Below are 13554 nucleotides of genomic sequence, written 5' to 3' on the forward strand. Positions count from 1 at the left end.
GGGACGGGGGCGTCCCAATACGAGCCCAGATTTACGATTGCGAAACGAGGTCTGGCGCAGGAAAAGCGGGCATGGCCGAAGAACCGTCCGGATCGAACCCTACGCGCCGCGCCCTGATGCTGGGTGCAGCCGGCGCGACGGCGATCGTTTCGATCCGCCCGGCGCTGGCGCAGACCAGCGCGTCGGTGATGCATTGCGAAATACCGGTGCCCGATCCCGGCCGTGCCGGCAGCTATATCGCCGATGACGGCAGGCTGGTGCCGGCCGGCACCAAGGGGGCCTATGCTCCGCCGGGCGTTTCGTTCAAGGCGCAGGATGTGAAGACGGCGCTGGCCGGCGGCATACTTCCAGGCACCTCGCCCGAGGCGAGCCGCGCCTATACCAACTATATCCGCCGCCTGCAGGCCGGGACCAGCGGCTTTACCTGCTTCGCCTCGCTGCAGATGCCGCGCGGCTGAGGCGGGCCGCGCTCCGGCCATGATCCGCTATCGCGCCGCCGATCCGGCGACTCTGCGGGTCGTGCCGCTCGACGCGCTGACGCTGCTGTACCACCGCGCCTCGGGCATCACCCATATCGTCGACGCGCCGGTGCCGGAAATATTGCGCGCGCTGGGGGAGACTCCGCTCGACCTGCCGACGCTGCTTGCGCGGCTTTCGGCGGACTATGACCTCGCCGATGCCGATCCTGCGGCACTCGCGGTGCGGCTGGACGAACTGGTGCAGGCGGGATTGGTGGAGCGGCTATGCGCCATGTGACCACGCTCCGCATCGGGACGCTCGGCTTTCGCATCGGCAGCGACTGGCGCGCGCCGGTCGTGGCGCTGGAGTCGCTCTATCGCGACTATCCGCGCCCGGATGCGGGCATTGTCGATTTCAATGTGCATTTGTTTGCGGCGCGCCCCTGGCGGCGGGTGCTGCGTCCTTCGGTGCATATCGGCGGTGATTTCGTGATTCCCGATGCGGCACCGCTGCCGCTCGCACAGGGGCTGCTCGCGGCGGAAATGGGGATGAACCTGCAGGTCGCGCTGGGGCTACGGCGCTATTTGCTGCTCCATGCCTCCGCGGTGGAGCGGAACGGGCGGGCGGTGCTGATGACCGGCATTTCGGGCGCGGGCAAATCGACGCTGGCGGCGCTGCTGATGGCGCGCGGCTGGCGGCTGATGGGCGACGAATTCGCGATGGTTGATCTGGACAGCGGCGCCTTGCTGGGCTTCCCGCGGCTCGTCAGCCTGAAGAACGAGGCTATCGGTGTGGTGGAAGCGGCGCTGCCGCACGCGCGGTTCGGACCGGTGCTCGCGGGGACGCCCAAGGGCACGATCCGCCATCTCGTCCCCGACGCGCGCGCCATCGCCGCTATGGCCGAGCCCGCCGCGCCGGCGCTGATCCTGTTCCCGCGCTTCGGATTCGAGACTGCCGAGCGGCCGGTGCTGCCCAGCGAAGCGTTCGTGCGGCTGACCCAGGCCTCGACCAACTATGTCGCGCTGGGTGAACGCGGCTTCGACGCGCTGGCGCGGCTGGTGCAGACGGTTCCCGCCCGCGCGATCGATTATCCCGACGCGGAAAGCGCGATCGCAATGGTCGAGGCGCTGGCATGAACCCCGCGCTGCTGCTCGCTGCGGTGCTGCGCGATCCCGGCCGGGTCGAGGGGCTGGCGGCGGCGCAGTGGAATGCCCTGTTCGCCGTGGCGCGCGCCGAGCAGCTTATGGGCACGCTGGCGCACCGTCTGTCGGGCCTCCCCATGCCGGCGCCCGCTGCGCGGCTGGTGGCCGATGCCATCGCCTCGGCGGAGCAGGGGCGGACGGCGGCATTGTGGGAAGCGGAAATGGCACGCCGCGCGCTTGCGGCTACGGGGATGCCCGTCGTGCTGCTGAAAGGCACGGCCTATGCCGCAGCCGGACTTTCGCCTAGCGTCGGCAGGGCGATCGGCGATCTCGACATATTGGTGCCGCGCGACCGGATCGAAGAGGCTGAGGCCGCGCTGCTGGCCGCTGGCTGGGAATGGGTGAAGCCCGATCCCTATGACGATGCCTATTATCGGCGCTGGATGCACGAACTGCCGCCGCTGATCCACCGCGAGCGCGACCGGATGATCGACGTGCACCACACCATCCTGCCGCTGACCGCCCGGGTCCGGCCCGATGCCAAGGCGCTGCTGGACGATGCGGTGCCGCTGGGGAACGGGCTGGCGATCCTCTCGCCGCAGGACATGCTGTGCCACGCCGCCGCGCACCTGTTTGCCGATGGCGATCTGGCAGGGGGCATGCGGAACCTGTGGGACATCCACTGCCTGCTGACCGAATTCGGCACCGAAGGGCTGGCGGCGCGGGCGGCACGGCATGGCCTGGGCCCGGCCGTCGCACGGGCGGCGCGGCAGGCGGCTAGGCTCTATGGTACCGCCATTCCGGAAAGCTGGCGGGTTTGGGACAGCGCAGATCCCTTGTTTCTGCGCTGCTTCACGGCGCGTGATGCGTGGGGACGGCCGACGCGGCGGCTGACGCGGCTGGGCTTCTACATCCGCTCGCACTGGCTGCGCATGCCGCCCGCGATGCTGGCGTCGCATCTGTGGACCAAATGGCGCAAGGGCCACCGGCCGGGTTAGGAACCCAGCTTCCGAAGCGCTGGCACCAGCGCCGAATAGTCTCCGATCACGGCGTCGGCTCCCAGCGCCGTCGCCGGTTCGCTGGCAAAGCCGAAGTCCACGGCAACGCAGGGCAGCCCTGCCGCCCGCGCGGCCGCGACGTCAAACCGCGTGTCACCGACAAAGGCCGCCGGGCCGCCGCCCAGCCGCTCCACCATCGCCTGCAGCGGCACCGGTGACGGCTTGGCCTTGCCCGGCCCCAGCGTATCGCCGCCGATCACCAGCGAGAATCGATCCGTCAGCCCAAGTTCGGCGAGCAGCTTCACCGCAAGCGACTCGTTCTTGTTGGTGACCACGGCACACCGCACGCCAAGCGCCGCAAGCGCGTCCAGCGCCGCCATCACCCCCGGATAGACCCGGCTGTCTTCGGCGACATGATCGTCATACCAGGCGATCAGCATCGGATAGAGCCGCTCGACCTCTGCTTCGGTACCGACGCCTGTCACCGCCAGTCCCTGCGCGAGCAGATGCCGCGTGCCCAGCCCGGTAAGCGGCTTCACCGCCTCTAGCGGCAGGGGTGCGCGGCCGATCGACGCCAGCACATGGTTGAGCGCCCGGGCGATGTCGCCCAGCGAATCGACCAGCGTGCCATCCAGATCGAAGCCGACGATGGCGAACGGAAAATCCTGCATGTCGCTCGCCAGACAGCATCGGTCTGGAAATGGCAATCGTCCCGTGGCAGGGGGCCGGGCGGATTAAGGGAGGCGCCTTGTGACTGCACCGATTGCCGCGATCATTCTTGCTGCCGGCAAGGGCACGCGGATGAAATCCGATACCCACAAGGTTCTGCACCCCATCGCCTGGCGGCCGATGCTGCTCCACCTGATCGACAGCGTGAAGGCGCTGGGTGCCGCCCGCGAAGTGGTGGTGGTGGGCGCCGGCCGCGAGCAGGTCGAGGCGGCAGTCGCCCCGCATGGCGCGCAGACCGCGCATCAGGCCGAACAGCTCGGCACCGGCCATGCGGTGCTGCAGGCGCAGGATGCGCTGGCCGGCTTCGACGGCGATGTCGTCATCCTCTATGGCGATGTGCCGCTGGTGACTGCAGCGACAATGCAGCGGATGCTCGAGCGGCTGCATGGCACCGACGATCCCGCCGTGGTGGTGCTCGGCTTCCGCCCGGCTGACCCCGGCGCCTATGGCCGCGTGATCGCTGATCCCAGCGGGCGGATCGTCAAGATGGTCGAGTTCAAGGACGCGACCGCCGAAGAACGCGCGGAGACGCTGTGCAATTCCGGGCTGATGGCAGTGCGCTCGCGCGACCTGTTCGCTTTGCTCGGCCGCGTCACCAACGACAATGCGGCGGGCGAATATTATCTGCCGGACATCGTGATGCTGGCGGCGCGCGACGGCCGGCCCTCGGCCGTGATCGAAACCGACGCTACCGAAGTTACCGGCGTCAACAGCCGTGGCGAGCTGGCTGCGCTGGAGGCGGAGTGGCAACAGGCGCGGCGGACCCGGGCGATGGCGGATGGCGCCACGCTGATCGCGCCGGAAACGGTGTGGTTCGCACATGACACGCAGATTGGCCGCGACGTCACGATCGAGCCGAACGTCGTGTTCGGCCCCGGCGTGACGGTGGGCGACGGCGTGGTGATCCGCGCGTTCAGCCATATTGAGGGTGCCCGGATCGAGGCGGGCGCCAGCGTCGGCCCGTTCGCACGGCTGCGGCCCGGCGCGGTGCTGGGCGCGGGATCGCATGTCGGCAATTTCGTCGAGCTGAAGAATGCGGTGCTGGGCGAAGGCGCCAAGGCCAACCACCTGACCTATCTGGGTGATGCCAGCGTGGGCGCCGGCGCCAACATCGGCGCGGGTACTATTACTTGCAATTACAATGGCTTCCTGAAGCAGAAGACCGAGATCGGGGCAGGCGCCTTCATCGGATCGAACAGCGCGCTGGTGGCGCCGGTCAAGATCGGCGATGGCGCGATTATCGGTGCCGGATCGGTCATCACGCATGATGTCGAGGGCGATGCCCTGGCTGTCACGCGCCCCGAGACATTGACGAAACCGGGCTGGGCCACGACCTTTCGTGCCAAGATGAAGGCACGAAAGGCCGCCAAATGACCGATCGCTACACCGACAAGCCGTTCCTCAAGCTGCTCGATTGCTATGTGCTCGATTCGATCGGCCATCTCGACGCCGCCAGCGATGCGGCGCTGACCGCGATCGAGCCGCAGCTTGCGGTAACGTTCGGCGTCTCTGCGCCCTGGCGCGCGATCGTCGCCGAAAAGATGCAGTTTCCGGAGGGCGTTGCCGGCGCCATCCGCGAGGTCTGGGAAAAGGGCGCGGTCCGCTTTCGCGAGGCGCAGGGGCACGAACCCGATCCCGGCGAATTCACGCGCGTATTCGTCGACACCAACTTTCCGCATTGATGCGCGATTGTTGTGCTGCGAGCAGTTTTTTCGCGCCACACCCTAAACTTCATAAACTTCGGTGGCGCGCACATGGGCAGAAATGCCTGGTGTGCTTTTCGGCGCCGGTCCGTTGTGGTGCGGTCGGGGCTAACTGTTCATGACAATGAATGCGCTTCGCCAGTGCCGATCGTTCAGCCTGGCGACAGCGGCGGCGCCCTAGCGGCGGCCGCTTGCCTGAGCTAGGGCGCGTGCAGGAGGGCTGATGCCATGTGCGGAATCGTTGGAATCGTCGGTAAGGAAGACGTCGCGGAACGCCTGTTCGAGGGGCTCAAGCGACTGGAATATCGCGGCTATGACTCCGCAGGCATCGCCACTGATGTTGACGGCCGCATCGAGCGTCGCCGCGCTTCGGGCAAGCTGGTAAACCTCGGCAAGGAGCTTGCCGCCAACCCGCTGCCCGGCACCACCGGCATCGCCCATACCCGCTGGGCGACGCATGGCGGCCCCACCACCAACAATGCGCACCCGCACGCCACCGGGGAAGTGGCCCTGGTCCACAACGGCATTATCGAGAACTTCAAGGCGCTGCGCGAGGAACTGACCGCGCGTGGTCGCAAGTTCGAGAGCGAGACCGATACCGAAGTCGTCGCCCATCTCGTCAGCGAGAAGGTCGAGGCCGGCATGGCGCCGGCTGATGCGGTGCGCGAGGTCCTGCCCCGGTTGCACGGCGCCTTCGCGCTCGCCATCCTGTTTCGCCAGCATCCGGACCTGCTGGTCGGCGCGCGGCTCGGCTCGCCGCTGGTGGTCGGCTATGGCGACGGCGAGACTTATCTGGGCTCCGACGCGCTGGCGCTGGCACCGCTCACCCAGCGCATCGCCTATCTGGAGGAAGGCGACTGGGTCGTCATCACGAAGGACGGCGCACAGATCTTTGACCGGGACAATAATCCGGTCGAGCGGCCGGTCACAATTTCAGGCGTCACCGGCGAACTGATCTCCAAGGGCAACCATCGGCATTACATGCTGAAGGAGATTTACGAGCAGCCGATCGTGGTCGCCCAGACACTGCGTTCCTACCTCCAGCGCATGGAGGAAAAGGTCACGCTGCCGATTCCGGACTTCGACCTGTCCACTATCAAGCGCGTCACCATCGTCGCCTGTGGCACCAGCTTCTATGCCGGCATGGTCGCCAAATACTGGTTCGAGCAGTTCGCGCGCGTGCCGGTCGACCTCGATGTCGCCTCCGAGTTCCGCTACCGCGCGCCGGTGATGGAAGAAGGCGGGCTGATGATCGTCATCAGCCAGTCGGGCGAGACCGCCGACACGCTCGCCGCGCTCCGCCACGCCCGCAGCGAGGGGCAGAAGATCGCTGCCGTCGTCAATGTGCCGACCAGCTCGATGGCGCGCGAGGCGGACCTGCTGCTGCCCACCCATGCCGGCCCGGAAATCGGCGTTGCCTCGACCAAGGCGTTCACCTGCCAGCTCGCCGTGCTCGCGGCGCTGGCGGCTAATCTGGCGCGGGCCAAGGGCAAGCTCGACGAGCAGGAGGAGCGCCGCATCGTCCGCCATCTGGCCGAAGCTCCCGCCTCGCTCAACGCCGCGCTGGCCTATGACGAATCGATCCAGGCGATGGCTGGCGTCATCGCCAGCGCGCGTGACGTGCTCTATCTGGGGCGCGGCACCGATTATCCGCTGGCACTGGAAGGTGCGCTGAAGCTGAAGGAAATCAGCTACATTCATGCCGAAGGTTATGCCGCCGGCGAGATGAAGCATGGGCCGATCGCGCTGATCGACGATGCCGTGCCGGTGATCGTGATCGCGCCGTCCGGCCCGCTGTTCGACAAGACCGTCAGCAACATGCAGGAAGTGCAGGCGCGCGGCGGCAAGGTGGTGCTGATTTCCGACTATGACGGCATCCAGGCGGCCGGCGAGGGATGCATGGCCACCATCACCATGCCCAAGGTCCACCCGCTGATCGCGCCGCTCGTCTATGCGGTGCCGGTGCAGTTGCTGGCCTATCACGTCGCCGTCGCCAAGGGGACGGACGTCGACCAGCCGCGCAATCTGGCCAAGTCGGTTACCGTGGAGTGACGTAAGCGCGGCGCTTGTCGCATGTGTTCCCCTCCCGCTTGCGGGAGGGGAGTGGACGGACGGGAAGGTACGTCCAACTGGCCCGCGCTGAAGAAATATGGCCTTCTCCACTTCGGGCGCCTGTTTTTTGCGGCGTTTAATTGTTGTAAAACAACGCGTTAGAAAAAGCCGAAATTCGGCCTGCTTGCCGCCCCGTTCCGGCGGTCTATATCGCTCGCACCTGCAGCAAAGAACCACCCATGTCCGCACCTGATCGCCTCCACGGCCCCCAAGGCCCCAGCCTGCTCGCATCGATCCACGATGTCGGGCCGCGTTCGGAGGCTGCGGTCGATCGTCTTGCCGACCTGTTCCTGAAGCATATCGGCACCCCGCGCTATGCGATGCTGGTCGTGCCCGACCACTGGGGCGAGGCGCCGCTGGTGCCCGGCACCCCCTTTGCCACCCGGCTGCGCGCCTGGGCGGATTCGGGCATTGAGATGTTCCTGCACGGCTGGTTCCACCGCGACGTGGCCGACCATGCCTCTGCCGCCGCACGCTTCAAGGCGAAGCATATGACGGCGGGCGAGGGCGAGTTTCTCGGTCTCGATTACGCCACTGCCCGCGACCGGATGGAGCGCGGCAAGGCGCTGGTCGAGGACATTATCGGGCGCCCGGTGACGGGCTTCATCGCGCCGGCCTGGCTCTATGGCGAAGGCGCGCGCGCGGCGGCGCGCGATTGCGGCTTTGCGCTCGCGGAGGACCATTTCCGCGTCTGGTCGCCGCAGCGTGACGACGCCATTCTGGCCAAGGGGCCGGTGATTACCTGGGCCAGTCGTAGCAGGGGCCGGATCGCTTCGTCGCTCGCGGTGGCTGCGCTGGCGCGGGCGCTGCTGCCGCGCCGTCCTGCCATGCGTTTGGGGGTGCATCCGGGTGACGTGACGGTGCCGGCACTGATCACCAGTATTGACAAGACGCTTGCTTCGCTGTCCCGTGGCGGTCGGTTCGGGCAATATCGCGAGCTGCTGGAGACGCATTGATGCGCATCCTCGACGTCTGCGCTTTCTACAGCCCCTATGGCGGCGGCGTGAAAACCTATGTCCGGCGCAAGATGGAAACCGGGCCGGCCATGGGCCACGAGATCATCATCCTTGCGCCGGGCGAGCGCGAGGAAATCATCGAAGAGCGCGATGGTGCCATTCTGGCGACGATTCCGGCGCCGCTGCTCCCGCTCGACCGGCGCTATCGCTATTTCGACGACGAACCGCTGCTCCACGCCGCGCTCGACAAGTGGAAACCGGATTTTGTCGAAGCATCCTCGCCCTGGCGCAGCGCCTCGATGGTGGCGCGCTGGCAGGGAGCTGCACCCCGCTCGCTCGTGATGCATGCTGATCCGCTGGCGGCCTATGCCTATCGCTGGTTCGGCACGATCGCCAACCGCGAGACGATCGACAAGGGCTTTTCGTCCTTCTGGCAGCATTTGCGGCGGCTCGACGAGGGCTTCGATCTGGTAGTTACGGCGGGCCGCGACCTAGCCGATCGGCTGGCCGAGGGTGGGCTGCAAAAGGCCGTGACGATCCCGATGGGTGTCGAGCCTGGCTATTTCTCGCCTTCGCTGCGCGACGAGACCTTGCGCGCCGAATTGCTGGCAAGCTGCGGCCTGGGGCCGGAAGCGACACTGCTGATCGGCGTCGGCCGGCTGGCTGCGGAGAAGCGCTGGCCAATGGTAATCGAGGCGGCCGAGGCAGCCGGTGTCCAGCATCCGGTCGGGCTGATCCTGATCGGGGCCGGCACCGCCAAGTCGCGCGTGCTCTCGGCAATGGGGCGCAACCCGCATGCCCAGCTCTTCGCGCCGACCAGTGACCGGCAGCAACTCGCGCGCGTGCTCGCCAGCGCCGACGCGCTGGTCCATGGCTGCGAGGCGGAGACCTTCTGCATGGTTGCGGCCGAGGCGCGCGCCAGCGGTCTGCCGCTGATCGTCCCGGATCGCGGTGGGGCGGCCGACCAGTTCGTGTCGGGTCAGGGCGCGCTCTATCGTGCTGCCGATGCCGTTGATCTGCGCGATGCGCTGGTACGCTTCGTCGAGACGACGCCGGTGTTTCATCGCCTGCGCGCGACGGCGGATGCGGAGGGCACCCGCACGATGGACACGCATTTCGAAGAGCTGTTCGCGGCCTATCGCAGCACGCAGCTCGCCTACGCAGCCTGAGCCGGCTTAGCCGGGCTGACGCGCCGGCGCGGTTGCGCTTTCCAGTCGGGCGATAAAGCGCGGCAGCGGGCACAGGTGCATCCGTCCCTCGCTGCACCCCGGAATCGCCAGCGGCATCCACACCGCCGCGCCATTGCCCGCACGAATGCCGGCTGCGCTCTGGCTACGATACCAGAGCCGCACGGCCTTGCCGCCACCTGCCTGCCGCACCAGCGCCAATGCCAGCCCGCCGCCCGGCGAAGGATCACCTGCGGCAAAGCCCGGCGCATGTACGGTCACGCCGAGAACGGCGGCCAGCGCGGCGACATTGGTGTCGTGCCCAACCAGCACGTCCAGCGCCGGGGCGGACGAGGCCGTGAAATCGGCAAGGATGCGGTCGACCGTCGGCGCGGTCTGGAATGCGGCCATATAGGGCGGCCGGCTGTAGATATCGAACAGCGCGGCATGGACGGCGCCCAGCCGGACGAGTGTGGCGGGATCGGCGCGGCCCCAGCCCACCTGCGCGGCCGGCATGCCTTCCAGATATTGCAGCATCAATACCTGCGCGGTGCCCGATGCATCGCGGATCGGGCCGCTGACATCGATGCCGCGCCCATCGCGGCTGACCTGCACAAAGGCGGGGCGCTCCGGGCTACACGGCCCTGTAGGGCAGGCGAGGACGCGCTCCAACAGGTCGAGTGCGGCGCGATGACGTGCCACCTGCGCAGTGGCGCTGCCAAGGTAGTGGTTGATCGACTCCACCGCGCGCGGGGCCTCGAAACCCTTGGGTCCGGCGTTCAGCGGCTCGAACAGCGGATCGGTCTCGATGGTGGGGCGGTGACCGATGGTAAGCTTGCAGCGCGGGGCGAGCCCTTCGGCATAGGCCTGGCCGGTCGCGATCGTCCGCCCTGCGGTGTTCGTCCAGATCCGCACCGCCTCGATGCCGCGGCATCCCTGCGCGGGCAGGACGCCCATGTTCGCGAGCCAGCGTCGGTCGGAGCGACCCAACGCAACCACTGCCGTCGCGCCGTGCGGCGTCACTTGCTCGGCGGGAGCACTCCAGCGCGGCCAGGGCTGCGCGGCCCGCGTGCCCGCTGGCACTTCGCTGTCGAGCGGCGCCCGCACACCATGGCGCATCAGGAGGACCATGCGCTCAATGCGCGGGGCGGCGGGGCGAGTGGCCTTCGCCGGTGCAGTGGCGCCTAGCATGGCAAGGAGGGGCGCGAAGAGCAGGATCGAACGGGCGGGAAGCGTGCGTTTCGGCATGGCAAATGGGTAGTCTCGAGCCGTGACGGTGTCGTGACGGAGGATACCAAAAAAATGCCAATTCCCAATTTCTGGTCTATACCATTGAATTATATCAGAAATTGTTGCAATGCAGCAAAGTTGCCGCAACGATGTTACGGAATTGTCACTGGCTAGTCGTCGCGGCGCAGCATCTTGCGACTAACGGCTCCGGCTAACCTTGCAAAGGCAAGCGATTCCAAGAGGGGGCATCATGCAGAACAATATGATCGGGCGCGTCGCGCGCCTGTTGCTCGGCTGTGGTACGGCTGCGCTGGTAGTAGGAAATGCATGGGCGGCTGAAGGCCCAAACACGCGCGACGGCGCGACGGCGGCGTCGCCGGCAACGGTACCGGAAGCGGACCAGGATTCGCAGTCGGAGGTCGTTATCCAGGGTCGCCGCGTAGCGATCACCAAGGCGCAGACCGACCAGGTGCAGAACAAGTCGCTGGTCACGATCGTTTCGGGTGAGGAACTGCGCGCCCAGCCGCAGCAGAATCTGGCCGATCTGCTCACGCGTCTGCCGGGTCTTAGCGCTTCGGTCGACCAGACCTTTAACGCTGCCGCGACCGGTGAATCGCAATATGTGACGATCCGCGGTCTCGACACCACCTACAACGCCTATCAGTTCGATGGCGTCCGTCTGGCCCAGACCGATCAGAATACGCGCGCGATTTCGATGAATGTCCTGTCGCCCTTCTCGCTGGCGCAGGTGCGCGTCGATAAGGCGCCGACCGCTTCGCAGGACGGCGACGCGCTGGCTGGTGTGATCGATTTCCGCCCTGCGACGGCGTTCGATCTGCCCGAACATCATGTTCAGATCCGCCTGCAGGGCCAGGTCGCCGGCCGCGCTGTCGCGCGCGATCAGGATCCCTGGGGCGGTGCCGCGCAGATCGAAACCGCGCAGCGCTTCGGCAATCTGGGCGTCTATGCCTCGGCCTATTACGGCAAGAAGAGCGTCTACAGCGAGTCCGTCGCGCTGCATAAGGACTATCTGCTCTACAACAACAATGTCGGCGGCAAGCTGCGCGACAATCTGAACAACCTGATGCCGCGCGGCGTCGAATGGAACGTGTTCCAGAATAATATCGAGCGGTTCGGCGGCACGCTGAACCTCGACTGGAAGAGCGACAATCTCGATCTCTACTCGCACACCACTTACGGCGAATATCGCCTGAAGAGCTGGATGGATCAGGTTGCGATTCGTCAGGTCAGCCTGTCGTCGGGTCAGGTCAATCCGAACCCGGGGAACGGCAATTATGACGCCAACGGTTATGTCGCGATCTACGGCATCGGCGCCAGCAACTATTTCCGTACCGAGCACAGCAACCAGCAGATGATCGTATCGAAGCTGGGCGGCGAGGCTCGGCTGGGTGACCGCATGACGCTCGACTTCTACGGCGCCTATTCGCGCGGCAAGACGACCTATCCGTTCCGCCTGCAGGCCAAGTATCAGACCCCGGCCTATATCGGCCCGAACAGCACCGGCGTCGCCACCTTCCGCCTCGTCACCCAGGCACCGAACCCCATCAATCCGCAGGTCGTGCTCGACAGCGGTGCCGCGGCGGCGTTCAACAACCTGGCGAACTACAGCGAAGTGTATTCGATCGTGCAGTTCCAGCACGCCACCGAATCCAAGGGTGAAGGCGGCTTCGATGCTACCTACAAGCTCGCCGATCGCGGCCTGACCTCGATCCGGGCCGGGGCGAAGTATGAATCGTCGGACCGCGATTCGAACAGCATCGACGAATCGCTCGAATATGACTTCTCGGGCAACGCGATCCCGACGCTGGCACAGGCGCCGACCACGCGCATCAACGGCTTCATGCGCAATGGGGTGCAGGTGCCGATCGTGATCCCCGATCACAACTTCATCGAAAGCCAGGCGCGGCAATTGTCGCTCAGCCAGCTCGCTACTGCCGATCCCACCGTGCAGCAGCGTAACCTGCTCCAGGGTACTGAGCAGCGTGCGAGCGGCTATCTGCTCGCCAATCTGGACTTCGGCAAGCTGACGGTCATCCCGGGCGTGCGTTTTGAGCATAACCGCTTCCGCGCAACCTATTGGGCGCAGGACGGCAGCACCGGCGGTTTCGCGACCAGCAGCAAATCCTATGACGAATGGCTGCCCAGCCTGATCGCGTCCTATCGTCCGGACGAGCTGACCGTCTACCGCTTCTCGGTGCGCAAGAGCTACACCCGGCCGCCCTTCGGCCTGCTGCTCGGGCCGACGCAAAAGACGTATGACACCCAGACGGTCAACGGCGTGCCGGTCCGTAAGCTTACGTCGATCACGGTTGCCAATCCCAACCTGCAGGCAACGCAGGCGTGGAACGTCGACACCTCATTCGAAAAGAAGGGTGCCGGCAGCGACCTGTTCTCGGTGGCGCTCTACTACAAGCGCCTGACCAATGTGATGTTCTCGACGTCGACCGACACGACCATCCTCCCGGCCGATCAGGGCCTGGTCGGGCCTGACGGCGTGACGATCAACATGCTCGACACCAGCGGCAAGGGTGAGGTCTATGGTGCCGAAGCCTTTGCCCGCTATAGCCCGAAGGGGCTGCCGGGCATGCTCGACGGTCTGGGCGTCCAGGGCAGCGTGACGGTGCAGCATGCCGAGGCGACCATCAAGGTCACCAGCACGCAGCGCGCCACCCGCCGGATGCCGAACGCGCCGGAACTGATGTTCAACGCCGGCCTTTTCTACAATCATGGCGGCATCGCCGGGGCACTGGATTATTCGTACACCGGTAAGCGGCTGATCGACGTGCGCGATCCGCAGCCGGATACCTATCTCCAGCCCTCGTCGAACATGAATGCATCGGTCAACTACACCTTCCACAACGGCCTCACAGCCGGCGTGTCGGTGCAGAATGTGCTGAACAGCCACGCCTATTGGGCGACTTATGGCTCGGGCAAGGGCCTGCTCTCGGTCGACCGTTCGGGCGGCTATATCGAAGTGGGCCGCACCTACATGCTCAATCTTTCTTACAGCTTCTGATTGAAGCTCCCCGGCGCGGCGG

The 13554-nt window shown here is 66.3% G+C and carries 12 protein-coding genes; 10 read left to right on the forward strand and 2 right to left on the reverse strand.

Annotated elements, in window-relative coordinates; all coding sequences use genetic code 11:
- Nucleotides 1–71 precede the first annotated feature (71 nt).
- Genes ACT53K_RS16990 through ACT53K_RS17005 form a run of 4 tightly spaced genes read left to right on the forward strand, consistent with a single transcriptional unit; the run spans nt 72 to nt 2599 of the window.
- Entirely contained in the window at nt 72–458 is a 387-nt protein-coding gene (locus ACT53K_RS16990; protein WP_476229906.1) for a hypothetical protein, read from the forward strand.
- A gap of 19 nt (nt 459–477) precedes the next feature.
- Nucleotides 478–756 carry an HPr-rel-A system PqqD family peptide chaperone gene (locus tag ACT53K_RS16995; protein WP_476229907.1) on the forward strand — a complete coding sequence of 93 codons (279 nt, stop codon included), beginning with the start codon at nt 478–480 and terminating at the stop codon, nt 754–756.
- Nucleotides 744–1595, forward strand: coding sequence for an HprK-related kinase A (locus ACT53K_RS17000; RefSeq protein WP_476229908.1), 852 nt, complete (start codon nt 744–746; stop codon nt 1593–1595). Before ACT53K_RS16995 ends, ACT53K_RS17000 begins: the two co-directional genes overlap by 13 nt.
- Nucleotides 1592–2599, forward strand: coding sequence for a nucleotidyltransferase domain-containing protein (locus ACT53K_RS17005; RefSeq protein WP_476229909.1), 1008 nt, complete (start codon nt 1592–1594; stop codon nt 2597–2599). The genes ACT53K_RS17000 and ACT53K_RS17005 overlap by 4 nt, the downstream gene beginning before the upstream one ends.
- Here the strand turns inward: ACT53K_RS17005 and ACT53K_RS17010 are convergent.
- Nucleotides 2596–3270, reverse strand: coding sequence for an HAD-IA family hydrolase (locus tag ACT53K_RS17010; RefSeq protein ID WP_476229910.1), 675 nt, complete (start codon nt 3268–3270; stop codon nt 2596–2598). The two genes, ACT53K_RS17005 and ACT53K_RS17010, sit on opposite strands and share 4 nt — an antisense overlap.
- Before the next feature lie 79 nt (nt 3271–3349).
- Here ACT53K_RS17010 and glmU point away from each other — a divergent pair, with 79 nt between their 5' ends.
- The 5 genes from glmU to ACT53K_RS17035 all read left to right on the forward strand — a co-directional run bounded on the left by glmU (nt 3350) and on the right by ACT53K_RS17035 (nt 9268).
- Nucleotides 3350–4702: a bifunctional UDP-N-acetylglucosamine diphosphorylase/glucosamine-1-phosphate N-acetyltransferase GlmU gene (gene glmU, locus ACT53K_RS17015; RefSeq protein ID WP_476229911.1), complete on the forward strand. Its 1353-nt coding sequence runs from the start codon at nt 3350–3352 to the stop codon at nt 4700–4702.
- Nucleotides 4699–5010, forward strand: coding sequence for a hypothetical protein (locus tag ACT53K_RS17020; protein WP_476229912.1), 312 nt, complete (start codon nt 4699–4701; stop codon nt 5008–5010). The genes glmU and ACT53K_RS17020 overlap by 4 nt, the downstream gene beginning before the upstream one ends.
- A gap of 249 nt (nt 5011–5259) precedes the next feature.
- On the forward strand, nt 5260–7083 hold the full coding sequence (glmS, locus tag ACT53K_RS17025) for a glutamine--fructose-6-phosphate transaminase (isomerizing) (RefSeq protein ID WP_476229913.1): 1824 nt from the start codon (nt 5260–5262) through the stop codon (nt 7081–7083).
- Nucleotides 7084–7322: 239 nt separating this feature from the next.
- On the forward strand, nt 7323–8099 hold the full coding sequence (locus ACT53K_RS17030; protein ID WP_476229914.1) for a DUF2334 domain-containing protein: 777 nt from the start codon (nt 7323–7325) through the stop codon (nt 8097–8099).
- On the forward strand, nt 8099–9268 hold the full coding sequence (locus ACT53K_RS17035; protein WP_476229915.1) for a glycosyltransferase: 1170 nt from the start codon (nt 8099–8101) through the stop codon (nt 9266–9268). Before ACT53K_RS17030 ends, ACT53K_RS17035 begins: the two co-directional genes overlap by 1 nt.
- Before the next feature lie 6 nt (nt 9269–9274).
- Here ACT53K_RS17035 and ACT53K_RS17040 read toward each other — a convergent pair whose 3' ends face one another.
- On the reverse strand, nt 9275–10513 hold the full coding sequence (locus tag ACT53K_RS17040) for a histidine-type phosphatase (protein ID WP_476229916.1): 1239 nt from the start codon (nt 10511–10513) through the stop codon (nt 9275–9277).
- Nucleotides 10514–10745: 232 nt separating this feature from the next.
- Here ACT53K_RS17040 and ACT53K_RS17045 point away from each other — a divergent pair, with 232 nt between their 5' ends.
- Complete coding sequence (locus ACT53K_RS17045) at nt 10746–13532, forward strand: TonB-dependent receptor (RefSeq protein WP_476229917.1); 2787 nt, start codon at nt 10746–10748, stop codon at nt 13530–13532.
- The last annotated feature ends 22 nt before the right edge of the window (nt 13533–13554 follow it).

The organism is Sphingomonas sp. DMC8, from assembly GCF_056314185.1.